The organism is Streptomyces mangrovi (assembly GCF_900114215.1).
GTDB classification, from domain to species: domain Bacteria; phylum Actinomycetota; class Actinomycetes; order Streptomycetales; family Streptomycetaceae; genus Streptomyces; species Streptomyces barkulensis.
Genome location: NZ_FOSG01000027.1, coordinates 41,004 through 66,108, shown reverse-complemented (window position 1 = coordinate 66,108; position 25,105 = coordinate 41,004). Strand labels below are relative to the sequence as shown.

Here is a 25,105-nt window from a genome sequence, read left to right as displayed (position 1 = left end):
CTGCGCGGAAGAGCAGCGGCGGCCCATGGAGCCTGGCTCGTCTTCGAGGACGAAGCCGGTTTCTCCATGACGCCGCCGCACGCCAGAACCTGGTCCCGTCGCGGGCATACCCCGGTGGTGCGGGTCCGCGGTCGCTCCCGCCGTCGGGTCTCGATCGCGGCGCTGACCTGCTACAAGCCCGGTCACCGGTCCCGGCTGATCTACCGGCCCCGCCGCGACGACGGCCGCCGCGACGGCCGCAAAAGCTTCGCCTGGACCGACTACCGCGACCTGCTGACCGCCGCCCACCACCAACTCGGCGGCCCCATCGTGCTCGTCTGGGACAACCTCAACGTGCACAAGGCCGCCGACCTGCAGAAGTGGGCCGCCGACCGGGACTGGCTGACCATCTACTACCTGCCGCCCTACGCACCCGACCTCAACCCCGTCGAAGGGATCTGGTCCCTGCTGCGGCGCGGCTGGCTGTCCAACGTCGCCTTCACCACCCCCGAACACCTCATCCACCGCATCCGGCGAGGACTGCGCCACATCCAGTACCACAGCGACCTCATCGACGGCTGCCTCGCCGAGACCGGCCTGACCATCAGACCCGGATGAACCCTCACGACACCACGAGTTCAACCTCAGTATGTGTGGGACGGCTGGGAGAACCAGTTCATCTCGACCGGAAACTGCGGATCGTACACCCGCTACCTCTCCAGTCTTCCTGCTGACGGCGCGATCCGCGGCATCATGATGTTGAGCGGAAACGTGTACGTGACCCGGTGGCGGTTCATCTGATCCGCTCTCTTCTTCGTGGCCCGTGGAGTCGTGTGCCGAACGGCCCCACGGGCCGCACGGCACAGATAGGGGAGGAGTGATGTGGCGGATCGTCCTTCACTTGACGCCGCTGACGACCGTACTCGTTCTGGCGGCTCTCTTTCTGGGATCGGTCGGCGCGCACCGTGCGAGCGAACTCCGGCCGCGCCTGATGCGCCGCGCGGCGTGGACGGCGCTCACCGCCTGGGGCCTCCTGGTGTGTGCCGCGACGCTCGCCGGTGACGGGAGCGAGGCGGGCAGCGGCCTGGTCTGGTGGGGACAGGGTGTGGAGACGCTCCTCAACGACTCGCAGGACCAGGTTTCCGAAAACGAGAGATCCATGATCATCCGGCAGTGGACGGCGAACTGCCTCATGTTCGTTCCGCTTCCCCTTCTTCTGTCCCTGTCGGCGCGAAGAAGCGTATCCGTGGTGCGGACCATGGTTGTCGGGCTGGGGGCGAGCGTCATGATCGAAGCGTTGCAGTGGCTGCAAGGAGCAAGTCGCGTGGCGGACCTGGAGGACGTTTTCTTCAACACGCTCGGATGTGCCGTCGGAATCGGGGTGAACGTACTCGCCGTACGGACCGCGAGGCGCGGGAGCGGCCGGGCGTCGGTCCGCTCCGGACCATGACGGGCCGAAAGCCGCACCTCTCCCCGAACGGGTCCGGGGACCGCCGGCGGATCCCCGGCCGGGCACCCTCGGCCGGAGGTGCGTGAGGGGGTCCGCCGGGACGAATGCCTGGAACTCTTTCCCCTTACGGCTCGGAAGGCCGCCCGGCAGGCCCCGGTGGGCGGTGCGGCGGGGCGCCGCTGAGGCGGATGGTCCCAGGCGTATGGGAGCGGCCCGCCCCGGGTGGGGCGGGCCGTGGTGCACGGGTGCCGGGGTGTGCCGGTCAGCTCGGCCAGTAGGACCAGCTGGAGCAGCCCTTGTGGTCCTCGCAGACCCGGAACTGCTTGATGCGGGAGCTGTAACGCGCCCACGGACCCCAGTTGCCGTCCGCGCCGTTGCCGTCCCACTGGGAGACGTGGGCGCCGTTGGCCAGGTAGGCGTCGGCGTAGACGCCGTTGCCGTCGCGCTCGCCGTCGTAGGCGCGCATCGAGTAGGCGGTCGCCTGGGCGGCGTCGCTGCCGTGGTAGCGCGTCACGGTCGCCGACGCGGATGTGGCGGTGGTCAGGGCCAGCAGGATCGCGCCGCCGAGCACGACGGCCGTACGCGCGACTCTCCTCGTCTTCCCGGTCTTCCCGGTCGTTCTGGTCGTCCTGGTCATGTTTCCCCCTTGCGGTCGGTGCGGTGCACACGGGCCGGGGGCCCGCTCCTCCAAGTCTGGGAAGGGGATGTGTCGACTTCTCGCTTTCGGCGGCGAACAACGCGAAAGGGGCATCAGGGGAACGGAGTTGCGGATGTCGCCGGAGGGGCGGCTATGCGCGGGCGCAGTCGCGGCAGGCGCGGGCGGAGGACGCCACCACGGTGTGGAGCACGGCGGCGAGGGCGCCCGCGAGCGCGACCGGCGGCCAGTTGCCAGACAGGGGTGAGGACGCGGCGAGGGTGAGCGCGGACACGCCCAGGCAGACACCGGCCGTCGTGCCGGCCCAGGCGGTCGCCCGGGGGAGCCGGTGCGGGGTGGGCAGCCGCCGGGCGAGGGGGCCGGTGGCGGCCAGCGCGGCCGCCGAGAGCAGCGCGGCGACGGCCGCGAACCCGGCCAGGGGGAACGCCAGCAGACGGGTGGCCAGGGGCAGTTGACCGCCGTACCCGGTGGCCAGGAACAGGTACCAGCAGACGGTCAGCAGCGGGGCGGCGAGGGCGACGGCCCTGGCGGTGTGGCGGACCTGCGCGACGGTCAGCTCCCGCTGGCAGGAGGGCAGCACCTCCGCCACGGTGCCGAACTCCCGCACGGCCCGCCGGACGGCGAGCTCGCGGGGCAGCCCCTCGGCGGCGTACGCGGCCACCGTCTCGGCGAGGCCGTCGCGTATCTCCGCCACCAGCCGGGCCCTGGAGCGGGCCGGGCCGCGCAGGGCGGACGCCAGCGCCTCGGCGTACTCGTCGGCGTATGTCCCGGCGGGGCCGGGCCGCCGTCCGGTGCCGCTCATCCGGCGTGCCCGGGGTGCGGGGCGGGGTCCAGGACGGAGCCGATCGCCGCCGTGAACGCCTGCCAGGCCGTCCGCTCGTCGGCCAGCGCGCGCCGCCCGGCGTCGGTGAGCTCGTAGCGACGCCGCTTCCGCTCGCCGGTGGAGTCCCAGCTGCTGCGCAGCAGTCCGATGCGCTCCAGGCGGTTCAGCGCGGGGTAGACCGTGCCGGTGCGCAGTTCGAGCGCGCCCGCGCTGCGCCGCTGTACGGCGGTGATGATCGCGTACCCGTGCAGTGGCCCCGGCTCCAGCACGGCCAGCAGCAGTCCGTCCAGATGTCCGCGTACGGCGTCGGCCTTCATGAGTGGGCAGCCTACACAAGGGAAGTGTAGGCGTGCTATGTATTGGCAGCCAATCTATCCATCATCGGGGTGAGGAGACCGCGGTGACCAAGGTGCTGCTGTCCGTCCATGTCCTGGCGGCGATCGTGGTGATCGGGCCGATCACCGTCGCCGCCTCCCTCTTCCCGCGCCACGCGCGGCAGGCCGCCGGGTCCGGGGCACGCCCGGGGAGCCGGGGGAGGGGCGGGACGCGTGGATCGCCGCGTTCCTGCACCGGATCTGCCGGAACTACGCCGTCGCCGGCATCGCCGTACCGGTCTTCGGGATCGCCACGGGCGCGCGGCTCGGCGTCCTCACCGACGCCTGGCTGATCGCCTCGCTCCTCCTGACCGCGATCGCCGCGGCCGTCCTGGTCCTGGCGATCGTCCCCGGCCAGCGGCGGATGCTCCGGCCGGCAGGCGGCGCGGGGGCGCGTACGGCGGCGGACGACGCTGCGGACGACGGGAAGGCGCGCTCGGCGGCGGCCCGGCTGTCCATGCTCACCGGCGCCTTCAACCTGCTGTGGGCGGTCGTCGTCGTCCTGATGATCGTCCGCCCCGGCTCCACCACGGGGGCGTGAGAGCCGTGCGCACCCTGCGGATCGCCGCCGGCGCCGAGGCCGCCACCCTGGCCGTGCTGCTGGCCAACCTGCTCACCGTCCACGCGCGGCCGGTCACCTCGCTCACCGGCCCGCTGCACGGCACCGCGTACCTGGTCGTCATCGCCGCCACCTGGCAGGCCACGACCGCCGCCGACACCGGCGCACGGTGGTACGCCCTCGTCCCCGGCCTCGGCGGACTGCTCGCCCTGCGCCGCATCCGCGAGACCCCCGCCCCACCCCCGACATCCGGCACCCAGGAGGGATGACATGACGGACGACTACGAGGAACTGCCCCTGCCGCGCACCGCACTGGCACTGGAGGCCCTTCGCCACGCGAAGCGGATCGAGTACCCGGCGATCTTCAACCACAGCCTCAGGACCTACCTCCACGGGCGTGCCTTTGGCGAGCGGCGCGGCCTGCTGCCCGGCCGCGACTACGACGACGAACTCCTCTTCCTGGGCTGCGTCCTGCACGACGCCGGGCTCACCCCGGAAGGCGACGGCGACCAGTCCTTCGACCTCGACGGCGCCGACCTGGCCGCCCGCTTCCTCACCGAGCGCGGGATGCCGGCCGACCGGGTCGAGATCGTCTGGGACGCGATCGCCCTCCACCTCCACCACGACCTCGCGATGCGCAAGCGCCCGGAGATCGCTCTGGTGACGGCGGGGGCCGCGCTGGACCTCGGCCTCGACGACCCGCGCGCCCTCCCGCCCGGCCATGCCGAACGAGTCCACGCCGCGCTGCCCCGTCTGCACGCGGCGGCCGTCCTCCACGACACGATCGTCGGCCAGGCCCTCGCCAAACCGCACAAGGCCCCGCCGTTCGGCCTGCCCGGCGAACTCGTCCGACAGGCGACGGGCGCGGCCTGGCCCACCTGGGAGGAGCTGGACCGGACCGCCGGATGGAATGACTACGACGGCTACCGGCCGGAGGGCTGAGCACGGGCCGCCCGCCTGCTCCGGTCTGCCCGCCGACCGGCATGACGACCTGCCGCAACGGCCTGAACAGGGGCCCGCCGGGGCGGCACGGAGGCTCCTGCGGCGAGGTCAGCCGGACGAGGGGGGACGCCCGGCCCCGGTCTGCGGGGCCACCAGCATACGAAGTGCGAACGGCAGGGCCGCGCAGACGGCCAGAAGCACGCACACCAGGATCCAGATGCCCGGCTCCCGGTTGATGGACAGAGCGATCGCGCTGCCGGCGAGCGCGCCCACGGGCAGGCCGAGCGCGGGCCGCCAGTCCTGCGTGCGTTCGACCAGGACGGTGCCCGGGAACAGGGTCAGGAACCCGCCGAAGACCAGGAGCACGTTCCTGCCGTCGTGCTCCCGCTTCCCCGGTTCCGTGTCGCAGTACCGTTCCCCCGCCGCGCAGTCGGCGGCGTCGATCCAGTCCGCGATTCCCCAGCTCAGCCCCGCCACACCGAGTGCGAACAGGACGAACGTCCCCCATCGAACGGCCATGACACAGAGCGTAGGGCACCGCCGCTCACAGTCGTCCGAGGCCGCGGACGCGCTGCCGGCCGGTGGCCGCGCTGCTCGCGTGGGATCGGCGTCAGCGGTGGCCCAGTACGTTGACCACGCGGCCGTTGGGGTCGCGGACGAGGAACCGCCGAACACCCCACTCCTCGTCCTGCAGGGGGTGAACGATCTCCGCACCGCTGTCCCGCATGACCGCATAGGCCGTGTCCACGTCGTCCACCTCGACACTCATGTCGGGGGTGACGGGGGCGGTCCTGTCGCCGGTCACGAGGCTGACCTGCCCCGCCGGGTTGGACGGGGAAGCGAGCGTCACGATCCAGCCGTGGTTCATGACCTCCTCGAAGCCCAGCAGGCCGTAGAACTCCCGGCTCTCCTGTACGGCCTCCGACTGGATGTTGGGCACGACACGACGAACGGTCATAGACGACTCCAAGCGGGAACGGAATTGAACTCCGGGACCCCCAGGAGTACTACGGCACGTCCGCCGTCGCACGCGCTTTCGCGACACGCCCCGGGGCGCCGAAGCGGGAGTGTCCGTGGCGCCCGCCGCGAAGCGCTCTTGGCCACCTTCGCTCCCGCCTCCGCGAACACCCCTGAAACTGGTCTCCCGGCGAGCCTCCGCCACCGCTACACCGGAAGGACCGTGACATGTCCAGCGACCGTCTGATGCGCATCCACAGCGCCGAGTTCCAGGCCATGGCCGAGAGGGTCCTGCGGGTCACCGAACTCACCTCCCGCCTGAACGCCTTACCTTTCGAGGACGAGGCCGGCAAGGCGAAGCTGTTCGAGCGGATCCTCGGCAAGCCGCTGCCGCCGAGAGTCACGATCTATCCGCCCTTCTACACGGACCACGGCCTCAACCTCGACCTCGCCGAGCGCGTGTTCATCAACCAGAACTGCACGTTCCTGGACTACGCCGGCATCCGGCTCGGCGAGCGCGTGATGATCGGCCCGAAGGCCACGTTCATCACCAGCGGCCACCCGGTCGACCCCGGGGAGCGCAAGCTGTACCTCACCGGTGCGCCCATCGACGTCGCGGAGAACGTGTGGATCGGCGCCGGTGCCACGATCCTGCCCGGCGTCAGCATCGGCCGTGACGCCGTGGTCGCCGCCGGCGCGGTCGTGGCCGACGACGTTCCGCCGGCGAGCCTGGTGACCGGCGGCAAGGCGACCGTGCACCGGCGGTGGTGACGACCCCTCCGGGGCCGCGCGGAGCCCCTGACCACGGGCAGCCATCAACTCCTGACCGGGGCGCCTTCCTTCCACAGCGCCTCGGCGTGCGAGGCGAAACGGTCGAACATGCCATCGTCCTGCAGTCGCCGCAGATGGAGCATGGGCGAGTCGTGACCGACCAGGTTGGACAGGTGAGGAGTGACGAGCATCTGGTCGTCGAAGCGGAACACCGACAGGCTGATGTGGCCCTCGTGACGGCTGTACCGGGCCTCGATGTTCTCGGTGTCCCCGAGCCGTTCCAGGTGCTCCAGCGTGATGCGGATGCGGGTGGAGACGGTCAGTGCGGTCTGTTCCACCGTCTCGCGGCGCCGGGTCGTCTCGGAGTCGGGCTCGCCCAGCAGGAACCGCACCGCGACACCGGCGCGGGCCTTCTTCCTGAGCACGGTGGCGAGGTTCGGGTGGTCGAGCCAGAGGAAGTAGTTGGTGTACCCGGCGAACGTCAGCTCCTCGCGGGCGTCCGTGATCAGCGAGCGCCAGACGGACGACGGGCAGGCCGAGCGGTACGGGTAGACCGAGATGACCTCGCGGTCGGGGCCGGTCTTCATGACGGCCTTCACGGCGTTGGGCCACAGCACGCTTTCCTCAACTCCCAGTCGGACGGCGTTCCGTGGGGCCTACGGCATGCGGAGCTGTGGCGCTCCCGCCGGGGCGGACCCGCCCTTCACGCGATGGGAGGCGCGTCCTGCGCCACCGCCGAGAGGAAAGCGGCCCAGGCGGGGCGGGAGACGCGGGCCGGGGGGACGCTCAGGTTCTTGGAGTCGCGGACGGCGATGCCGGCGGCGCCGGGTATCTCCGCCACCTCCACGCAGTTGCCACTCTGTGCGTTGGAGTAACTGGACTTCCGCCACTGCTCGATCGGCAGGTCATGTCGCATGGTGTTCAGCCTCTACTGTCGAACTCCGCTGCGAGGCCGGCGATCAGCTTCATCGAGTCGGGCGATGACAACGCCTGGGTGCGGAGGTGTTCCGCCGCCGTGCGGTAGGGCTCCAGGCCGGCCTCTTCCTCGATGAAGACCCTACTCTCCTTCTGCTCCAGGAAGCAGATGTCCATATCGGCCGGGGTCGGGTAGCTGAACAGCCGGAAGCTGCCGTCCGCCCCCGCGTGTGCTCCTGCGCTGTACGGGATGACCTGGATCGACAGATGCGGTGGGTTGTTGATGGCGATGAGTTTCCGCAGTTGGTCGGCCATCACCTCCGGTGTTCCCACCTGGCGGTGCAACACCGCCTCGTCGAGTACGCAGATGATGCGGGGCGCGTCGTCACGCTCGATGAGCTTCTGCCGTTCCAGGCGGATCTGGACGGCCTGCTCGACGGGCACGCTGTGCGGCGGTGGGAAACCGCTGATGATGGCCTGTGCGTACTCCTTGGTCTGGAACAGACCGGGGATGACGATGGCCTCGTACTCGAAGATCTGCGACGCGGTGGACTCCAACTCGATCAGCTCCTGGAGTTTCGGTGCCAGGATGTCGCTGCGCTGCTGCCACCAACCACGTTGGCGGCTGGTGCGGTTGAGTTCCACAAGGCCGGACCGGAACCGCTCGTCGGTGACTCCGTAGAGGTCGAGCAGCGCGGTCAACTCCAGCCGGTTCAGGCCGGTCTTGCCCGCTTCGACCCGGCTGATCTTGGTGTCGCTGCCGTCGATGGCCTCCGCCGCGGCGTTCTGCGAGACGCGCGCCTGCTCCCGCAGACGGCGCAGTTCCATGCCCAGGCGCATCCGGCGGACCGTCGTGACCGGCCGTCCCACAAGCATCTCCCTGTCTCGGATGAAGTCGGGCTCAGTGTGCCGCACTCCTTCGCTTCGCGGAGCGAAAGAGAAATAGAACGACGGTTCGCAGGGTGAATAAGTGAAAACTTGCGAATGACTGGCTTGCGGTTGAGCGAGACGGTGGATCACTCTGGATTCCACGACGTTCCGTAATCGATGTGCGACGGATCGTTCGAACCGCGTGCCGGAACAGGCACGTTCCTTCTGCCACTGGAGGCTCCCCATGGCCATCCCCGCACGAGTCGCTGAGGAACGGCACAGCTTCGCCTGGGAGATAACCGTCGAGGCGCGGGAGATCGAGGTGTGGCGGCGGGAGGTCGCGGCGGCGGTGCGGGCGATGGGCGGGGACCGGGCGGCGGTGGAGACGGCGCGGCTGGGGATCTCGGAGCTGCTGTCGAACGTGTGCCGGCACGTGGCCGACCGGCGGTGCCGGCTGGAGGTGCGGCAGGGGCGGGGCACGGCCCTGGTCCGGCTGTACGACCGCTCCTGCCGGGCCCCCGCCGTCCAGGTGCCGGACTGGGACACCGAACGCGGGCGCGGGCTGTGGCTGCTGCGGGAGACGGCCGACGCCCTGGGCTACACCTGCGTGCCCGGCGGCAAGTGGGTGTGGTTCACCGTGCTGCTCGACTCGCCTGCGGGGGAGGGCGGATGAGCGGCCGGTGGCCCGCCGCGTACCGGGCCGAGGCCGTCGCCTACCTGCGTACGCCCCGGCCGCGCATGTTCCACCTCGGGGACTGCTTCTCGGTGCACGCCGGGGAGGTCCAGTGGTGGGCGGGGGAGCGTGCGGTGCGGATCGCGGCGAGCCTAGGCCCCGACGATCCCGGGGCCGCCGCCCGGTTCCTGGCCTGGGGGCACGAGGCGGCGGCCGACCGCACCAACCGGCTGCTGCGCGCCGGGCGGGCGGTGGTCTACAGCCACACGGGCGCCGAGTGCCTGTGGGAGATCTCCCTGCGGCCCGTGCCGCAGGATCCCGTGCCGCAGGACCCCGTGCCGGGGCGAGGGCCGGAGCCGGGGCCGGGAGGCGGCGTCCCGTGATGTTCCGCCGCCTGCGCGCCGAGCCGGACACGGCGGGCTGGACCGGCGAACCGGACACCGCACCCGACGCGCCCCCGGCCACGTACCGCATGACCTGCGAGGTGTGCGGCGCCGCGTCGCACACCGGCGTCGAGTTCGGCACCGCCTTGGACTGGCAACTCCACCACGCTGCCCGCCACCCCGCCCACCGCGCCTACACCCAGACCGTCACCCGCCCCTGGCGGGCCCGGCCCCGGGCTCCCGGCTGACGCTTCAGGCCTCAGGGCGAGTGAGGCCGGGAGCATTAGTCGCTGGTGCGTCCGATGTGCTCGATGTGAAGGGTGCGGGCGTCCTGGTCGATGCGGTAAAGGACGCGCCAGGGGCCGTGGCGGAGACGACGATGCTCGGTCCCCCACGGGCGGGACTCAGGAGGGCGAGGGTTCTCGGCGAGTTGGTCGGTGGCCATGAGGAGGGCATCGACGCTGCCGGGGTCCTTCCTGAGGTGACCGGTGGCAGTGTCCAGTGCGGTCGGTTCCCACAGGACCTGCCAGGTCACTCGCCCCTGCCTGCGGCTTCGAGGAGGGCGCGACGCGCCTCGTTGTGGGGAATTGGCGCCTCGGAGCGGCCGAGGGCGCGGTCGCGCTCCAGACGGGCGAGGGCGAGGGCGTCTTCGAGGTCTTCGAGTTCTGCGGGGGAGACAAGTACGGCCGTGGGAACGCCGCGGTCGGTCAAGGTGATGTGTTCGTGCTGGGCGGCCCGGCGGGCGAGGTCGCCGAGTTTGCCTCGAGCCTCGGCGATGGGATATGTAGCGGACATGCATCTAGTGTACAGATGCATAGCACTTCTCCGTAGTCCATGGCGATGGTGCCGGACGGCGGAGTTCTCAAAGCCGCTCGAAGCCGCGGACGCGCTCCCAGTCGGTGACCGCGCGTTCGAAGGCGGACAGCTCCGCGCGGGCGGCCCGCGCGTAGTGGGCGACGGTCTCCTTGCCGAAGAGTTCGGCCGCGATACCGCTGTTCTCCCAGCGGTGCAGGGCCTCGGTGAGGGTGGCGGGCAGGCGGGGGACGGACGGGTCGGCCAGGGCGTTGGCGGTGTGCTCCGGCGGCAGGGGGAGGTGGTTGTCGATGCCGTACAGCCCGGCGGCGACGGCGGCGGCGACGGCCAGGTACGGGTTGGCGTCGCCGCCGGGGACGCGGTGCTCGATGCGCAGGGAGGCCCCCGAGCCCACCACCCGTATCGGGCAGGTGCGGTTGTCTCGGCCCCAGGCGACGCCCGTCGGGGCGAACGCGCCGGGCTGGAGGCGCTTGTAGGAGTTGACGTTGGGCGCCATCAGCAGGGCCAGGTCGGGCAGGCAGGCGAGCTGTCCGGCGACGAAGTGCCGCATCGGCTCCGACATGCCGTCCCCGGCGGACGGGTCGGCCAGCACGGGTGTGCCGTCGGCGCCGCGCAGGGAGAGGTGGATGTGGCAGGAGTTGCCCTCGCCCTCGTCGAACTTCGGCATGAAGGTGAGCGAGGTGCCCTCGGCGGCGGCGATCCGCTTGGCGCCGTCCTTGAACAGGACGTGGTTGTCGCAGGTGGCCATCGCCTCGTCGTAGCGGAAGACGATCTCGTACTGGCCCGGGTGGCACTCCCCGCGCGCGGTCTCCATCCGCAGCCCGGCGCGCGTCATCGCGCGGCGGATGCGGCGGGCGACCGGCTCGACCTCCTCCAGGCCCTGGAGGGAGTAGTCGGTGTTGTAGCGGGCGGCGGGGCGCAGGCCGGTGTAGCGGCGCTCCCAGGCCTCCCGGTAGGAGGCGGTGAACAGCAGGAACTCCAGCTCGGTGCCGGCGTACGCGGTCAGGCCGCGGGCGGCCAGCCGGTCGAGCTGGGTGCGCAGGACGTGGCGGGGGGCGACGGCGACGGGCTCGCGCTCGTGGTTGTGCTCGGGGCCGGCGCCGGGCCACACCGCGTCGGCCAGTACGAGGGCGGTGCCCTCGTCCCAGGGCAGGAGGGTGCGCAGGGTGGCCGGGTCGGGGCGCAGGGCGAAGTCGCCGAAGCCGCTGTCCCAGGCGTCGACGGCGTAGCCGGGGCCGGTGTCCATCTCCACGTCGGTGGCGAGCAGGTAGACGCAGGCGCCGAAGCCGTCGCGGGCGGCCTCGTCCAGGAAGTAGGGCACGGACAGGCGGCTGCCCATCAGCCGCCCCTGGAGGTCGGGCACGGCGACGATCACCTCCTCCACGCGTCCCGCCTCGGCCTCGGCGCGCAGCCGCTCGTACGGGTCGGTCACCTGGACTCCTCGGTGGAAGCGGCTGGTTCGGCTGGTTCGGCGGGCTCGGCTGGTTCGGCGGGTTCGGTGAGGGGCGCCGCGTCGGCCAGGGGGTTGGGGACGGTGCCGTGGACGACGTCGAAGCCCTCGTCGCGTTCGGCGCGGTCGTGGAAGCCGCCGCCCAGTAGTTGCTCGCGGTTGAGGGCGACCCGGTCGAAGGACGGCGCGAGCAGGTCGAACTCCTCGAACCGGTCGGCCAGTTCGGGGAAGCGGGCGTGGTAGCGGACGGTCTCGGCGCGCACCAGGGACCAGAAGTCCGCCTCGGGGACGCCCAGATGCTCCTCCACCAGGGGCGCCAGGAAGCGGAAGTGGCCCGCGAAGACGGCGCTCAGCAGCGAGTGCGCCAGCTCGTGCGCCGGCCAGCGCAGCAGTACGGCGTCGGCGCGCGGCGGCAGCCCGGCGTACTCGGGGCGGCGGCCGGGCAGCAGGTTGACGTCCTCGGCGAAGTCCTTGAGCGCGATGCCGACGGGTACCTCGGAGGCGTCGTGGAGAAGCACGGTGTTCTCGCCGTGCGGGCAGAAGGCGATGCCGTGGCGGTACAGGCAGTGCAGCAGCCCGGGCAGCAGGGCGGCCAGGAAGCGGGCCAGCCAGGCGCGCGGGGGCAGGCCGGAACGTTCCACCAGTTCGGCGACCAGCGCTTTGCCGTCCGAGCCGGTCTTGAGCAGGGCGGCCATCGTGCGGGCCCGCTCGCCCTCGCGCAGCAGGGCGGTCACCGGCTCGCGCCACACCGCGCCCAGCAGCTCGTGGTAGCGGTAGGGGGCGTCGGTCACCGACTCGTACAGCGGGTGGCGCACGGCGACGGAGGCCACCTCGCCCAGGGGGTGGAAGCGCAGCTCTTCGCGGAGGTAGGGGTCGCCGTCGCGTATGGCGTGCAGCCAGGCGCTGATGTCGGGCGCGGCCCGCGTCGGTTCGGTGGACAGCCCGCGCCACACCAGGGTGTTGCGGATCAGCAGCGGCACCTTGACGTTGCGGCGGCCGGGGTGGTCGAGGTTGGCGAGGGTGCGGATCGACTGCAGGGGCCGGTAGCGGTCCGGGCCCTCGCCGAGGGGGACGATCCGGCTGTCGGCGAGGTAGGGGGCGAAGAGGGTGGCCACGGCCTCGTCCCAGTGGAAGGGGTGGACCGGCAGCCAGACGAAGTCGCCCGGGGAGTGGGGGCCTTGGGCGCAGGCGTCGGCGAGGGTGGCGGTGAAACGTTCGCGCACGGCCGCGTCCAGCTCCTCGGACAGCAGCGTGTCCGCGTCCAGGCCCGGTGCGCCCGGATACCCCGAATACGAGGCCAGGGTGGTGTGGACGGCCGCCCAGCGCAGCCGCACCTCGCCGGCCGCCTCGGGGGCGTAGGCGGCGGCGTCGGAGGCGGAGAAGCCCAGGCGGCCCTTGTTGAGCAGCATGCAGGGGTGGCCGTCCTGGTGGGACTCCAGTTCCAGGTAGTCCAGGTCGGCCAGGCCGGCGGCGGGCAGGTCGCGGGATATGACGTGGGCCTCGGCGCGGCGGGTCGCGGTCAGCTCGCGCAGCACCTCGGCGGTGGTGGGGCCGTCCCAGCCCAGCACTTCGCGGGCGTCGAGCAGCAGCCGCTCCGGGCCCGCCTCCCCCGTCTCCTCCCCCGGGCCGCCGCCGGGTGCGGGCCGGCGGCGCAGGGTGCCGGGGACCAGGCGCCAGGAGCCGAAGGAGCCGCGGGCGGCGCGGAAGGTCCAGCACACCCCGCCCTCCAGGTCCAGCCGGTACGCGTCGGGGGAGGCGGCGGGGTCGGGCTGGGGGACGAGCAGCTCCTCGTAGGCGAACTCCTCGACGGCCCTGGTCAGCAGTCTGCGCCCGGCCTCCAGCCAGGCGTCGCGGGAGACGGCGCTCATCGGGCCGCCTCCCCGGCGCGCGCCCCGGGCTCGGGAGCGCCGGGCTCGCGCGCCCCGGCCCCGGGAGCGCCGAAGGTCGTCCAGGCAGCCCGGTCGGGCACGGGCAGCACGGTGCGCCCGGCGGCGGAGTTGAGGATCACCGCCGCCCGCCAGGCGCCGAGGGTCAGGTCCGGCGCGCCCACGCCGTGGGTGTGCATCTCGGCGTTCTGCACGTACAGCGCGCCGGTGACGCTCTCGTCGAGCGCGACGCGGTAGTCGCCGCCGACGCGGTAGCGGCCGCGCGCGTCCCAGTCGACGAGCTTGTCCAGCGGGTCCAGGCAGGCCGGGCGCACGGCGGCGTAGCCGGTGGCCGCGACGACCGCCGAGGTGCGCACCTCGAACTCCGTGCCCTGCCCGGTGTGGCGGCAGCCCAGCACGTAGCCGCGGCCTTCGGAGTCCTCCACGGGGCGCACGGCGGTGATCTCCACGCCCGGGTGGAGGTCGGCGCGCGGCCGGCCGCCGCCGATGGTCCGCTCGTACAGCTCGTCGTGGATCTCGCCGAGGGTCTGCTCGCTGACGCCCTTGTAGAGCTGCCACTGCTCGCGCACCAGCCGGTCGCGGACGGCCTCGGGCAGGGTGCGGAAGTAGCGCACGTAGTCCGGGGTGAAGTGCTCCAGGCCGATCTTGGAGTACTCCATGGGCGCGAACGCCGGGGTGCGCGCCAGCCAGCGCACGTACGGGCCGCCGCGCCCCTCGCCGTCCTGGTGCCGCAGCAGGTCGAGCACGACCTCCGCGCCGGACTGCCCCGCCCCGACCACCGTCACGTCGTCCCTCCCGGCGAGGGCGGCGCGGTGGGTTCGGTAGTCGGCGCTGTGCAGCACGCGCCCGGCGTGCGCGGGTGTGAGCAGGGGGCGCAGCGGCTCGGGCACGACCGGGGTGGTGCCGACGCCGAGCACGACCCGCCGGGCCAGTACGCGCTCCTCCCGGCCGCCGTCCCGGTCCCCGCCGGAAGGCGCGCCGGAGGGCCGGTGGGTGACGGCGAACGCCTCGGCCGAGGCGTCCCACTCCACCGCCGTCACCTCCGCGCCGAAGCGGCACGAGGGCAGGCGCTCGGCGACCCAGCGGCAGTAGTGGTCGTACTCGCGGCGCGGGATGTGGAAGCGCTCGGAGAAGAAGAACGGGAACAGCCGCCCGTGCTCGCGCAGGTAGTTCAGGTACGACCAGTGGCTGGTGGGGTCGGCCATCGTCACCAGGTCGGCCATGAAGGGCACCTGCAGGACGGTGCCCTCCAGCAGCAGACCGGGGTGCCAGGAGAAGGCGGGACGGCGGTCCAGGAAGAGGGTGCCCAGCCCCGGCACGCCGTCGCAGAGCGCGGCCAGGGAGAGGTTGAACGGGCCGATGCCGACGCCGACGAGGTCGTGCACGCCGTGCGGCGGGGTGGAGTGGTCGGTCACCGCTGTGCCTCCGCGAGGGGGTTGGGAAGGTCGATGTAGACGGACTGGGTGTGGACGTCGCCGACCAGCTCGTCGAGCCCGTCCACACAGGTCAGGAAGTTGGCCTTGCAGCGCAGCGACGGCGCGTCCAGCAGCGTCTCCAGCAGGCCCTTGGCGCCCGGCTCGGCGGCGCGCAGCCGCTCCAGAGCGCCGCGCAGCACGCGCAGCAGGCGCTCCTCGCGGGCCAGGCCGAACGAGCCGAACGCGCCCACCAGGCCCAGCAGGTTGCTGATCCCCAGGTAGTAGGCGACGCGCTCGTCGACGAAGGAGTCCTCGAAGACCAGCTCCACCCCCTCGTACAGGCCCGGCACCAGCCGCTCCAGCGAGGCGGCGCGGGAGGCGGCGACGTAGTAGCCCTGGCTGTCGCGGTAGCGGCCCGCCACCGGCAGCCCGTCGGAGCCCAGCGCCACCAGGGTGTTCTGGTGGTGCGGCTCCAGGGCGATCCCGTGGTGGGCATGGAGGCGGATCAGGGGGACGGCCAGCACGTCGAGGTAGCGCAGCAGCCAGCGCTCGGCGGCCTCGGCGGCGGAGACCCCGTGGGCGCGGGCGGTGCGCGCCACCGCCTCGCACAGCGCGGCGCGGTACGGCGGCGGGGAGCCGTCGCCGGGGCCGGTGCGCTCGGCCAGCAGACCGGCCACGCACAGCGCCTCGCCGGCTCCGTTCCCGGTCCCGTTCCCGGTTCCGCCCCGGAAGGGGTTGTCGCGTATGGCCGTCTCCAGCCCCGTCTCCGGTCCCGCTTCCGGGACGCCGCCACCGCTCCCGCCATCGCGGCCCACCGACACCCAGGCGAAGTCGCGCAGGATGCCGAACTCCGGGTGCTCGGCGCGCAGCCACCCGCCCGGACCGGGGCAGGCCGGTGATCCGGCGGCCAGCAGCCGCGCGGCCCGCACCCCCAGCCGCAGCTCGCCGCGGAGGTTGTTGCGGCGGGAGTTGGTGATCCGCATGCCGAGCGACAGCTTCAGCATCGCCTCCGCGTCCGGCCGGTGCACCGTCCGCAGCGAGGAGGTGGGATACCAGGCGGGGCCGGCCGGCCCCAGCGGGCGCAGCAGCCCGGCCTCCAGCAGCGCGGCGGTCTCCGGGCGGCGTACGGCCTCGCGCGCCTGCCAGGGGTGGGCGGGCACCGGCATCATGCCGGCGGGCACCTCCACACCCGCCGCCAGGGACCGCAGCAGCTCGGGGACAGGGCGGCCGTCCGCGCTCTCGCCGACGACCGCGTCCGGGTGCGCGGCGAACCAGTGCAGCGGGAAGGAGCCGCGCAACTCCGGGGAATACGAATCCAGTTCGGCGTCCGACGCCTCCCCCCGGCTCTTGGGCGCGGGATGGAGGGGGTGGCCCAGCAGCAGCGCCTGCTCGGCGTCCAGGAACGGCGTCGGGCCGGCCGTGCCCGGGGGCTCCGCGCGGCGCCGGGCCAGATGGACGGCGGTACGGCGGGCCGAGTCCAGCACCCGGGCCACCGCGTCGCCCCCGTCCAGGAGGGAGCGGCCGCGCCGCAGCGTGTGCTCCCGGACCAGCCCCGCCGCCGCCAGCGCGATGTCCGCCGGGAGGCTGCCGCCCCGCTCGGAGGTGACCACGCGCGCCTCGCCGAAGCGGTGCCAGCCGGTCGCGGACCGGTAGCGCACCGGGACGCGCAGCGTCATCCTGCTCAGCGGCAGCACCAGGTGCAGCGACTGCCCGGCGGCCGGTACCTCGGTGCCGGTCTCGCGGACGTACGCGCGCAGCAGCCGCTCGGTCGCGGCGGTGGCGGCGGCGCGCTGCGGGTCGGGGTGGTCGAGCGGGTCGGGGCCGCCGTGCGGGCCGGGGCCGTGCGGGCCGCCGCCGTGCGCGGGCGGGTTTCCGCCCAGGGGGCCCGGGGTCACCGGGGGTCCTCCCCGGCCCGCTCCTCCGCCAGGCCCGCCCCGGCGACCGCGTCCAGCAGCCGTTCGACGTCGGAGGGCGTCGCGTGCGGGTTGAGCAGGGTGAGCTTCAGCCGTACCCGGCCCGGCCCCTCGCCCGGCAGCTCGGTGCGGCCGACGACCGCGAGGCCCTCGCGCAGCAGCCTGCGCCGCAGGGCGGCGTTGATCCGGTCGGTCCGCTCGGGATCGCTGTGCCCGGGACCGCCGTGCCCGCGCGGCACGTAGCGGAAGAGGAACGCCGTCAGCACCGGGTCGGCGTGCAGCTCCAGCCGGGGGTGGGCGCGCACCGCGGCCGCCCCGGCCAGCGCGAGGTCGTGGCAGGCGTCCACCAGCCGTCCCAGGCCCTCCCGGCCCAGCGTGCGCAGGGTGACGGCGATGGAGAAGCCGTCCGCGCGGCGGGTGGTGCGCAGCGACAGGCCGAGCAGGCTGGGGTAGCCGGCCTCCTCGTCGTCGCCCGGGTTGAGGTAGGCCGCGCGGCGGGCGAGCGAGGCGTACGTCTGCGCGCGCCGGACGAGGAAGACGCCCGCCGCGACCGGCTGCCAGCCCAGCTTGTGCCAGTCCAGGGAGACTGAGTCGGCCAGCTCGACGCCGTCCAGCAGCGGGGCCAGGCGGTCCGACAGCAGCGCGCCGCCGCCGTAGGCCGCGTCCACGTGGAACCAGGCGCCGTACTCGGCGGCCAGGCGCGCGCACTCGGGCAGCGGGTCCACCGTGCCGGTGTCGGTCGTCCCGGCGGTGGCGACGACGGCGACGGGCAGCTCGCCGGCGTCCGCGCACCGCCTCAGGGCGCCGGCCAGCGCGCCGGGCTCCATGCGCTGGGCGTGGTCGATGCCGACGGGCACCACCGCGTCCTCGCCCAGGCCCAGCAGGGCGGCGGCGCGCTGTACGGAGAAGTGCGCGGCGGCGGAGGTGAACACGCGGGGGCGCGGGCCGGTGCGCGGCACGCCCTCCAGCTCGATCTGCCGCCCCGATACGCGCCCCATCACCCGGTCGCGGGCCAGCATCAGGCCCATCAGGTTGGACTCGGTGCCGCCGGAGGTCAGCACTCCGGCGGCCTCCTCGCCGTACCCCACCAGCCCGGCCAGCTCCGCCAGCAGCAGCGTCTCCAGGGTGGTGGCGGCCGGCGCCTGGTCCCAGGAGTCCTGCGAGGGGTTGAGCGCGCAGACGGCCAGGTCGGCGGCGACGGCGACGGCCAGCGGCGGGCAGTGCAGATGGGCCGCGCACAGCGGATCGGCCGGATCGGCGCTGCCGTACGCCAGCAGCGAGGTCAGCCGGGGCAGGGCCGCCGCGCCGCGGGCCGCCGCGTACTCCCCGGCGACGCGAGCGGCCAGCTCGCCGGGTTCGAGCGCCGGCACGGGGCCGCCCCGCCGGGCCGCGCCCTCCTCCAGCGCCGCGAGCGCGGCGCGCAGCAACGGCTCCAGGGCGCCGGGGCCGTCCACGGAGCCGGACAGGGCGGAGCCGGGCAGGGCGGTGCCGGGCGGCGGGGCGGTGGCGCGCGGTTCGGTGCCGGGAGGTTCGGTGCCGGGGGGTTCCGTACCGGTGTGGGCGGCGGACGCCAGCAGCCCGTCGACGAGGGCGCGCAGCGCCTCGGCCCGGCCGCCGGCCTCCCGGGCGCCCGGGACGGAGGCGACGCCCGGCGCCGGGGAGCCCGCCTCCGCCGCGCGGACGCGGCCCGTCACGCCGCCCGCCCGGTGGGCGCGGCAGCGGGGCCGGTGGCCACGGGGCCGGTGGCCGCGGCGGCGGCCGGTGTCGGAGGTGCGGTGGGCACGGTCATGGCGTTCTCGCTCCGTTACTCCGTCGCTCCGTCGGGAGGAAGGCGTCGGCGGTACGGCCCGGCGGCCGTCTCCGGGGGTGGTCGGTGGTCACAGCAGGTGGCGTTCCGCGACGGGGTGGCCGAGGAAGCCGTGCATCGCGAACTCCCAGCCGTAGGAGCCCGCGTAGGGGAAAACGACCAGATCCCCCGCTCGGACTCGGTCCACCCGGACATCGCGCAGCAGGGTGTCCTCCGGAGTGCACAGCTCGCCGACGACGGTGACGCGCTCACCGGCCGCCTCCGGGCGCGGCAGGCCGTCGGGCCAGCGGTCGACGGGCAGGACGACGATGTTGTGCACCAGGTCCCAGGAGGTGGGGAGCTGGAAGTGGTTGATGCCGCCGCGCAGTACGGCGAAGGCGGTGCCGTAGCTGTGCTTGACGTCGGTGACCTCGGCCGCGTACCAGCCGCAGTCGGCCACCAGGAAGCGGCCCGGCTCCAGGACCACCCGCACGCCCGGCGGCGGCTCGCACTCCGCGACCAGCTCGCCGAAGCGGGAGACGTCGAAGGGCCGCTCGCCCGCGAGCTCCTCGAAGGCCACCCCTATGCCGCCGCCGACGTCGACCATGCGCAGGTCCACGCCGTGCCTGCGGGCGGTCGCCGCGCTCCACTCCACACACCGGCGCAGGTGGGCGGCCTGGGAATCGGCGTCGAGGTTGTTGGAGGCGGCGTGGACGTGGAAGCCCGTGACGTCCAGGCCCGGCAGCCGCAGCGCCTGCTCCAGTACCCCGGGCACGTCCGGCTCGGGCACCCCGAACTGCGACGGCCGGCCGCCCATGCGCAGCGATCCCGAGGCCGGAGCGGCGGTGGCACCGGCAGTGGGGGCGTCGGCCGGGTTGACGCGCAGCGCCACCCGGGCGGTGGTGCCCTCGGCGACGGCGATACGGCTGATGCGGTGCAGCTCCAGCAGGCTCTCGGCGTTGATCGCCTCGACCCCGGCGCGCACCAGGGCGGTCAGTACGGGCACGGACTTGGCCGGCCCGGCGGCGACGACGGGAACGACGGGAACGACGGTGGCCGGGGAGGCGGGGGAGTCCGGCGTGCCCCCGAGACCGTCCCGCTCCCGCAGGGCGGCCAGGGCCAGCTCCAGCTCGGTGCGGGAGGCGACCTCGAAGCCGTCCACGTACGGGGCCAGCGCCCGTACGACGCCGGGGAAGGAGTTGGCCTTCACCGCGTAGTGGACGGCCGCCCACTTCGGCAGCGCCGCGCGCAGCTCGCGGGCGCGCGCGGCGGCGGCCTGACCGTCGTAGAGGTAGGCGGAGACGGGCGTCTCGCCCTCCGCCAGCTCCAGCAGGCGCCGGCGGACCGGCTCGGGCAGGACCTCGGAGGGGTAGGCGGAACGCGGGGCGGCGGAGGGCGGGAGAACGATGGACACGGGCTCTACCTCGCTGGGTGCGGCACGGTCGGGGAGGCGGTGCGGTCTCGGGGGAGGCGGTGCGGTCGTCCGGTGCGCGGCGTCAGCCGCCGTCGGAAGCGCTCACGTCCCCTCCCTCCGGGTGCGTGCCCGGGCCGCCTGAGCGACCGTCAATTTAGGTGAGGCTAACCTAATGGCTTCCCTCGGCCCGTCCAAGAGCGCCGCGCGGCGCGCAGGCGCTCGTACCCCGCTTCCCGCGCGGGTGCCCGCGCACGCGCGCCGGAGACCCCAAAGACTTCGAATCCCTTACCAGCCGGAGCGTTTGTAGTCCTGGGTGGCAGTCACCGGTCGGTGCCGAGGAGAACGCGACGCAGGGCGTAATACGCGTCCTGCAATGCATTCATGGCCAAGACGAGGATCGGCATCAGCCTGGACGGCGAGCATGCCGAGCGCATCAGAGCCCATGCCGAGCGTGCGGGCATGGACGTCTCCGCCTGCCTGGTCAACGCCGCCACACGGCAGGTGGCGGAGACCGAGGCCATGGAGGGCCGGTTCTCCCACATCGACGCGGTGATCGCCGCGGCCGAGGCGGAGGCCGCCGAACTGCCCGCGCTTCCCGAGCCCGGCGACGACGATCTCACCGGGGCGGAGCGGCGGGGGGTGCGCGAAGCCGTGGGACTCGTTCTCGGGGGTGACGCGCCCATCAGGGTCGACAGCCACCCCGGGAACGCGGCGTGACCGCACGGGTGCCGGTGTACGACACCGGAATGCTCGTCGCGCCGGCCGACCGCAAGGCGAAGGCGGCACGCCTTCACGCCGCCATGGGGGAGGCGCCGCACCGGGCCGTGGTACCCGGCCCGGTGCCGGCTCGGGTATGGCGTCCCAGTCCGGCGACGGTCCACGCGCCGGCTTCGGCGCTGAAGGGCTGTACGGTTCCGCAGGCGCGTGGCTGACGAGCCGGCCATGCGTCCCACCGAGGTCGGCCGGACGGCGTGCATCACCTGCGTGACGGGACCGGACCTCGCCGACCGGCGGCGTATCGGCGCGGCCCTGGGGAAGGCGGAGCTCCCGCCGAGGAAGCGTCCGGACGCGGTGGACGCGGTGGACGCGCTGGTGGCGCTGTCGGCCGTCCGGCACGGCAGCGCGGTGGTCTTCACCAGTGACCCTGGCGATATCGGGGCGTATCTCCAGGTGATGAACGCCCATGATGTCCATATCGTTCCGGTCTGAGGCGGTCCTGTGTCCCGGTGCGGCGTCCGCGCCGCCCCGCCGCACCGGTTTCCGGCCATGGGGCCGGGGTACCCGGGGCACCCCGGGAGGAATTCGCGGCCGAGGCGTGTCACGCTTGAAGTCCGCCACGTCGACGAAGACGCCGAGCACCCGATTTCCACAGGGGTGCTCGGCGTCATGCGTTTCACGGGTTCCGCAGGGGTCAGCGGAACCGGCGGGACAACAGGAGCCGCACCTTCTAGGAGTACGCGTGATCGAGAAGATCTACGACCGGATACTGCATCGCAATCCCGGCGAGAAGGAGTTCCACCAGGCCGTGTGGGAGGTCCTGGAATCCCTCGAACCGGTCTTCGCCCGGCGTCCCGAGCTGCTGGACGAATCTCTCATCGAGCGCCTGTGCGAGCCTGAGCGGCAGATCATCTTCCGCGTCCCGTGGAGCGACGACTCCGGGAGGACCCACGTCAACCGCGGTTTCCGGGTGGAGTTCAACAGCGCCCTCGGCCCGTACAAGGGCGGCCTGCGCTTCCACCCGTCCGTCAACCTGGGGGTCATCAAGTTCCTGGGCTTCGAGCAGACCTTCAAGAACGCCCTGACCGGCATGCCGATCGGTGGGGGCAAGGGCGGCAGCGACTTCGACCCCAAGGGCAGGTCGGACGCGGAGGTCATGCGCTTCTGCCAGTCCTTCATGACCGAGCTCTACCGCCACCTGGGTGAGTACACGGACATCCCGGCGGGCGACATCGGGGTCGGCGGCCGCGAGATCGGCTACCTCTTCGGCCAGTACCGCCGGATCACCAACCGCTGGGAGGCCGGCGTCCTGACCGGCAAGGGCGTCCTGTGGGGCGGGTCGCAGGCCCGTACCGAGGCCACCGGCTACGGCCTGGTCGTCTTCACCGAGGAGATGCTCAAGACGCGCGGCGAGACCCTGGAGGGCAAGCGCGTGGTCGTCTCCGGCTCCGGCAACGTGGCCATCTACGCCATGGAGAAGGCGCGGCAGCTCGGCGCCGTCCCGATCGCCTGCTCCGACTCCGGCGGCTACGTCGTCGCGGAGCAGGGCATCGATCTGGAGCTGCTCAAGCAGGTCAAGCTCACCGAGCGCGGCCGGCTGTCCGAGTACGCCGAGCGCGGCGGGGCGCGCTTCGTCCCCGGCGGCCGGGTCTGGGAGGTGCCGTGCGAGGTGGCGCTGCCCTCTGCCACCCAGAACGAGCTGGACGAGAAGGACGCCGCGACGCTGGTGCGCAACGGCGTGCAGGCGGTCGGAGAGGGTGCGAACATGCCCACCACCCCGGGGGGCGTACGCGTGCTGCGCGAGGCCGGCGTGCTGTTCGGCCCCGGCAAGGCGGCCAACGCCGGCGGTGTGGCCACCAGTGCCCTGGAGATGCAGCAGAACGCCTCGCGCGACTCGTGGACCTTCGAGCACACCGAGGCCCGGCTGACCGAGATCATGCGGCACATCCACAACCTGTGCCACACCACCGCCGAGCGCTACGGCCGCCCCGGCGACTACGTGGCCGGCGCCAACATCGCCGGCTTCGAGCTGGTGGAGGAGGGCATGGTGGCGCAGGGCCTGATCTGAGTCGTATGACGGGCGGGTGACCGACGGCCCGGGGCGGGAACCGAGGCCTGTCCCGGGCCGTCGTCCGCACCACTTGCCCGGTTCCCCGGCGGAACGCGGCTTTCCGGATTAGGGTTCACCCTGCGCACAAGGGGAGTGTGCGCCACGTCACGGAACAGCGAGCGGTCGGTCGCCGGTGCCCCGGCGCGGCCGTGTACTTGGGGGGGCACATGCACAAGATGGTCAAGGGCTCCAACGTCGACCTGGCGGCTCTGAGCGAGGACACGGGCTCCGTGGTGCTGAGCCTGAACTGGAGCAGCGCCACAGGGGACGGGGACGCGGACGTCTCGGTCCTGCTTCTGGGCGCCGACGGCAAGGTGCGCAGCGATGCGGACTTCTTCTTCTACAACAACCCGGTCGCCGCCGACGGCGGCGTTCAACTACTGGGGAAAACTCCGACGGCGAACGGCAGCGAGGACCGCATCAGCCTCGATCTGGCCGCGATGCCAACGGACGTGGAGCGCATCGTCGTCGGGGCGAGCCGCTACGGCGGTGCCCGGTTCGGCGCCCTCGAAGGCCTTGGGGTGGTGCTCGCCGACAGTACCGGCGAGGCCCTGCTCGAATTCTCGGTCGATGACGCCGGTGCGGAAAGCGCCTTCATCTTCGGTGAGCTCTACCGGCGAGGAGGGGGCTGGAAGTTCCGGGCGGTCGGTCAGGGCTATGAGACCGGCCTGGCGGGTCTGGCGACCGATTTCGGAATCGACGTCGAGGACGACGCGGCTGAGGACGACGCGGGCGGGGAGGGCGTGGTCGGGGACGAAGCGCCGGAGCCCGAACCGGGACCGCGGACGGACACCGCGGTGGGCGCGGAGGCTCCCACCGGGCCGCTGCCGGGCGTCCCCGGACAGGCGACTCGCCGGGAGTCGGCGCCGGTGGCGGACGAGTCCCCGGCACGACGCCCCCGCACGGCCCGGAAGAAGATCACGCTGCCCAGGGTCGCCAAGAAGTCCCTGGCCGAGAACGAATCCTGGAGGCCCGCCCGACTCTTCCCCGTCTCCTCGCTGAAGAGCGACAGGGAGCGTGAGACGCGGGCGACTTCGATCCTGCTGTCGGTGATGGCCCAGGTACCGGAATTCGGCCGCCGCATCACCGCCGCCTTCGGCGCCCCGGCAGGCCGGATGGAGACGTTCACCGAGGTCTCGCTGCCGCACGGGGACTCCCCGAAGCGGCCGGACGGCGTGATCAGGGTCGAGCGCGCGGGCAGGCTCTGGACAGCCCTGGTGGAGACCAAGACCAACGGCAACCCGCTCAGGGCGGAACAGGTCCAGGACTACATGGACATCGCCGCACGGCGCGGCTACGAGGCCGTGATCACGCTGTCCAACGACGTGGCCCTGGAGGGCAGCCCCCTGGTCGATGTCAGGATCGACCGCCGGCGCAAGCACAAGGTCGCCCTGCGACACCTGTCCTGGGCCGAGGTGGCGCACCAGGCCCAGATGCTGATCCGCCACGAGGGCGTCGGCAACGCCGCTCACGCATGGCTTCTCCAGGAGCTCCTGCACTATCTCCAGCACGAGAACTCCGGCTGCCACGGCTTCCAGAACATGGGCCCGGCCTGGGTGCCGGTACGCAACGCGATCGACACAGAGACCCTCTGCCAGGGCGATCAGCGCGCCTTGGAGGTCATCGAGAGCTGGGAGCGGCTCGTCCGCCAGGTCTGCCTGCGGCTCGGCGGCGAACTCGGGCAGAAGGTCCTGCCTGTCCAGCGTGCCCAGCGCGGTACCGAACCGAACTCCCGCCGTGCCGCTCTGGCCGACCGGTTCTGTGAGGACGGTCGTCTGCACGCCGAACTGCGCATCGAGGGGACACCGGGGATCCTCGCGCTCACCGCTGACCTGCGCACCGGCAAGCTGCGTACGTCCATCGAGATCCCCGCACCCGAGCAGGGCTACCCCCTCAGCTGGGCCAAACGACTGGTGAGGCAGCTCGCCGGAGCTCCGGCGGATCTCCACGTGGAGACTCTTGTCGAAGGCCAGGGTGGAGGGCCGCGCGGCACTCTGGAACGGCTCCGTCCGGAACCGGGTGACATGCTCCCGAGGGACGGTGCACGGATCACCGGCTTCCGGATGTCCCTCTTCAAGGGCATGGGCGTCACACGGGGCAATGCTGAGACGGGGTTCATTCGCAGCGTCGACGATGCCGTGCACCGGTTCCACTCCGGTGTCGTCACCCACCTGGAGGGCCGTCCGCCTCGTCGGCAGGGGACCGGAGTGTCTGCGGGCTGACCCTGGGGCCGTCCGGAGGAGTCGGGAC

28 protein-coding genes and 1 pseudogene are annotated in these 25,105 nt (G+C 72.9%); 13 read left to right on the top strand and 16 right to left on the bottom strand.

Going from position 1 to position 25,105, the window contains the following annotated elements:
- On the top strand, nt 1-597 hold a 597-nt coding region (locus BM237_RS26265; RefSeq protein WP_425443742.1), incomplete at its 5' end, for an IS630 family transposase.
- A gap of 262 nt (nt 598-859) precedes the next feature.
- Nucleotides 860-1,429 (top strand): VanZ family protein, encoded by a 570-nt coding sequence (locus BM237_RS26260; RefSeq protein WP_093852224.1) that lies wholly within the window; start codon nt 860-862, stop codon nt 1,427-1,429.
- 262 nt (nt 1,430-1,691) lie between these two features.
- On the opposite strand, the gene BM237_RS26255 is transcribed toward BM237_RS26260, so the two are convergent.
- The 3 genes from BM237_RS26255 to BM237_RS26245 all read right to left on the bottom strand — a co-directional run bounded on the left by BM237_RS26255 (nt 1,692) and on the right by BM237_RS26245 (nt 3,224).
- The gene (locus tag BM237_RS26255; protein ID WP_139238185.1) at nt 1,692-2,066 is read right to left on the bottom strand and encodes a hypothetical protein; all 375 of its coding nucleotides are present in this window, start codon (nt 2,064-2,066) and stop codon (nt 1,692-1,694) included.
- Nucleotides 2,067-2,217: 151 nt separating this feature from the next.
- The gene (locus BM237_RS26250; protein WP_093852222.1) at nt 2,218-2,886 is read right to left on the bottom strand and encodes a permease prefix domain 1-containing protein; all 669 of its coding nucleotides are present in this window, start codon (nt 2,884-2,886) and stop codon (nt 2,218-2,220) included.
- Nucleotides 2,883-3,224 carry a PadR family transcriptional regulator gene (locus BM237_RS26245; protein WP_093852221.1) on the bottom strand — a complete coding sequence of 114 codons (342 nt, stop codon included), beginning with the start codon at nt 3,222-3,224 and terminating at the stop codon, nt 2,883-2,885. The genes BM237_RS26250 and BM237_RS26245 overlap by 4 nt, the downstream gene beginning before the upstream one ends.
- A gap of 83 nt (nt 3,225-3,307) precedes the next feature.
- Between BM237_RS26245 and BM237_RS26240 the strand changes: the two are divergent.
- From BM237_RS26240 to BM237_RS26230, 3 genes and pseudogenes are all read left to right on the top strand, one after another.
- Nucleotides 3,308-3,822: pseudogene (locus tag BM237_RS26240) on the top strand (hypothetical protein).
- Nucleotides 3,819-4,109 (top strand): hypothetical protein, encoded by a 291-nt coding sequence (locus tag BM237_RS26235; protein WP_425443741.1) that lies wholly within the window; start codon nt 3,819-3,821, stop codon nt 4,107-4,109. The pseudogene BM237_RS26240 and the gene BM237_RS26235 overlap by 4 nt, the downstream one beginning before the upstream one ends.
- 1 nt (nt 4,110) lies before the next feature.
- The gene (locus BM237_RS26230) at nt 4,111-4,782 is read left to right on the top strand and encodes an HD domain-containing protein (RefSeq protein ID WP_093852219.1); all 672 of its coding nucleotides are present in this window, start codon (nt 4,111-4,113) and stop codon (nt 4,780-4,782) included.
- A gap of 108 nt (nt 4,783-4,890) precedes the next feature.
- Here BM237_RS26230 and BM237_RS26225 read toward each other — a convergent pair whose 3' ends face one another.
- Nucleotides 4,891-5,301 (bottom strand): hypothetical protein, encoded by a 411-nt coding sequence (locus BM237_RS26225; RefSeq protein ID WP_093852218.1) that lies wholly within the window; start codon nt 5,299-5,301, stop codon nt 4,891-4,893.
- Between the two features lie 91 nt (nt 5,302-5,392).
- The gene (locus tag BM237_RS26220) at nt 5,393-5,740 is read right to left on the bottom strand and encodes a VOC family protein (RefSeq protein ID WP_093852217.1); all 348 of its coding nucleotides are present in this window, start codon (nt 5,738-5,740) and stop codon (nt 5,393-5,395) included.
- A 227-nt stretch (nt 5,741-5,967) separates the two neighbouring features.
- On the opposite strand from BM237_RS26220, the gene BM237_RS26215 reads away from it, so the two are divergent.
- The gene (locus tag BM237_RS26215; RefSeq protein ID WP_093852216.1) at nt 5,968-6,510 is read left to right on the top strand and encodes a DapH/DapD/GlmU-related protein; all 543 of its coding nucleotides are present in this window, start codon (nt 5,968-5,970) and stop codon (nt 6,508-6,510) included.
- Nucleotides 6,511-6,554: 44 nt separating this feature from the next.
- Here BM237_RS26215 and BM237_RS26210 read toward each other — a convergent pair whose 3' ends face one another.
- From BM237_RS26210 to BM237_RS26200, 3 genes are all read right to left on the bottom strand, one after another.
- Complete coding sequence (locus tag BM237_RS26210; protein ID WP_245794054.1) at nt 6,555-7,127, bottom strand: phospholipase D-like domain-containing protein; 573 nt, start codon at nt 7,125-7,127, stop codon at nt 6,555-6,557.
- A gap of 86 nt (nt 7,128-7,213) precedes the next feature.
- Nucleotides 7,214-7,426 carry a DUF397 domain-containing protein gene (locus tag BM237_RS26205; RefSeq protein ID WP_093852215.1) on the bottom strand — a complete coding sequence of 71 codons (213 nt, stop codon included), beginning with the start codon at nt 7,424-7,426 and terminating at the stop codon, nt 7,214-7,216.
- Nucleotides 7,427-7,431: 5 nt separating this feature from the next.
- Nucleotides 7,432-8,295 (bottom strand): helix-turn-helix domain-containing protein, encoded by an 864-nt coding sequence (locus BM237_RS26200; RefSeq protein ID WP_175541139.1) that lies wholly within the window; start codon nt 8,293-8,295, stop codon nt 7,432-7,434.
- A 244-nt stretch (nt 8,296-8,539) separates the two neighbouring features.
- Between BM237_RS26200 and BM237_RS26195 the strand changes: the two genes are divergently transcribed.
- Genes BM237_RS26195 through BM237_RS26185 form a run of 3 tightly spaced genes read left to right on the top strand, consistent with a single transcriptional unit; the run spans nt 8,540 to nt 9,599 of the window.
- Nucleotides 8,540-8,968, top strand: coding sequence for an ATP-binding protein (locus tag BM237_RS26195; RefSeq protein ID WP_093852213.1), 429 nt, complete (start codon nt 8,540-8,542; stop codon nt 8,966-8,968).
- Complete coding sequence (locus BM237_RS26190) at nt 8,965-9,351, top strand: hypothetical protein (RefSeq protein ID WP_093852212.1); 387 nt, start codon at nt 8,965-8,967, stop codon at nt 9,349-9,351. The genes BM237_RS26195 and BM237_RS26190 overlap by 4 nt, the downstream gene beginning before the upstream one ends.
- A complete protein-coding gene (locus BM237_RS26185; RefSeq protein WP_093852211.1) occupies nt 9,351-9,599 on the top strand; it encodes a DUF7848 domain-containing protein in 249 nt (82 codons plus the stop codon). Before BM237_RS26190 ends, BM237_RS26185 begins: the two co-directional genes overlap by 1 nt.
- 35 nt (nt 9,600-9,634) lie before the next feature.
- Here BM237_RS26185 and BM237_RS26180 read toward each other — a convergent pair whose 3' ends face one another.
- The 8 genes from BM237_RS26180 to BM237_RS26145 form a co-directional block, all read right to left on the bottom strand.
- Complete coding sequence (locus BM237_RS26180) at nt 9,635-9,886, bottom strand: type II toxin-antitoxin system RelE family toxin (RefSeq protein WP_093852210.1); 252 nt, start codon at nt 9,884-9,886, stop codon at nt 9,635-9,637.
- Nucleotides 9,883-10,146: a type II toxin-antitoxin system prevent-host-death family antitoxin gene (locus BM237_RS26175; protein WP_093852232.1), complete on the bottom strand. Its 264-nt coding sequence runs from the start codon at nt 10,144-10,146 to the stop codon at nt 9,883-9,885. Before BM237_RS26175 ends, BM237_RS26180 begins: the two co-directional genes overlap by 4 nt.
- Nucleotides 10,147-10,213: 67 nt before the next feature.
- Complete coding sequence (locus tag BM237_RS26170) at nt 10,214-11,596, bottom strand: glutamine synthetase family protein (RefSeq protein ID WP_245794053.1); 1,383 nt, start codon at nt 11,594-11,596, stop codon at nt 10,214-10,216.
- On the bottom strand, nt 11,593-13,482 hold the full coding sequence (locus tag BM237_RS26165) for an IucA/IucC family protein (protein ID WP_093852209.1): 1,890 nt from the start codon (nt 13,480-13,482) through the stop codon (nt 11,593-11,595). Before BM237_RS26165 ends, BM237_RS26170 begins: the two co-directional genes overlap by 4 nt.
- On the bottom strand, nt 13,479-14,915 hold the full coding sequence (locus tag BM237_RS26160) for a lysine N(6)-hydroxylase/L-ornithine N(5)-oxygenase family protein (RefSeq protein ID WP_093852208.1): 1,437 nt from the start codon (nt 14,913-14,915) through the stop codon (nt 13,479-13,481). The genes BM237_RS26165 and BM237_RS26160 overlap by 4 nt, the downstream gene beginning before the upstream one ends.
- Nucleotides 14,912-16,810 (bottom strand): IucA/IucC family protein, encoded by a 1,899-nt coding sequence (locus tag BM237_RS26155; protein ID WP_093852207.1) that lies wholly within the window; start codon nt 16,808-16,810, stop codon nt 14,912-14,914. Before BM237_RS26155 ends, BM237_RS26160 begins: the two co-directional genes overlap by 4 nt.
- Nucleotides 16,807-18,522, bottom strand: coding sequence for a pyridoxal phosphate-dependent decarboxylase family protein (locus BM237_RS26150; protein WP_342746261.1), 1,716 nt, complete (start codon nt 18,520-18,522; stop codon nt 16,807-16,809). The genes BM237_RS26155 and BM237_RS26150 overlap by 4 nt, the downstream gene beginning before the upstream one ends.
- A gap of 183 nt (nt 18,523-18,705) precedes the next feature.
- Complete coding sequence (locus BM237_RS26145; protein WP_217655933.1) at nt 18,706-20,028, bottom strand: type III PLP-dependent enzyme domain-containing protein; 1,323 nt, start codon at nt 20,026-20,028, stop codon at nt 18,706-18,708.
- Nucleotides 20,029-20,409: 381 nt separating this feature from the next.
- On the opposite strand from BM237_RS26145, the gene BM237_RS26140 reads away from it, so the two are divergent.
- The 4 genes from BM237_RS26140 to BM237_RS26125 all read left to right on the top strand — a co-directional run bounded on the left by BM237_RS26140 (nt 20,410) and on the right by BM237_RS26125 (nt 25,077).
- Complete coding sequence (locus BM237_RS26140) at nt 20,410-20,745, top strand: hypothetical protein (RefSeq protein ID WP_093852206.1); 336 nt, start codon at nt 20,410-20,412, stop codon at nt 20,743-20,745.
- Nucleotides 20,746-20,952: 207 nt separating this feature from the next.
- Nucleotides 20,953-21,237 carry a hypothetical protein gene (locus BM237_RS30140; RefSeq protein WP_245794052.1) on the top strand — a complete coding sequence of 95 codons (285 nt, stop codon included), beginning with the start codon at nt 20,953-20,955 and terminating at the stop codon, nt 21,235-21,237.
- A gap of 250 nt (nt 21,238-21,487) precedes the next feature.
- Entirely contained in the window at nt 21,488-22,813 is a 1,326-nt protein-coding gene (gene gdhA / locus BM237_RS26130; protein ID WP_245794051.1) for an NADP-specific glutamate dehydrogenase, read from the top strand.
- A gap of 209 nt (nt 22,814-23,022) precedes the next feature.
- Nucleotides 23,023-25,077, top strand: coding sequence for a TerD family protein (locus tag BM237_RS26125; protein WP_093852205.1), 2,055 nt, complete (start codon nt 23,023-23,025; stop codon nt 25,075-25,077).
- Nucleotides 25,078-25,105: the final 28 nt, after the last annotated feature.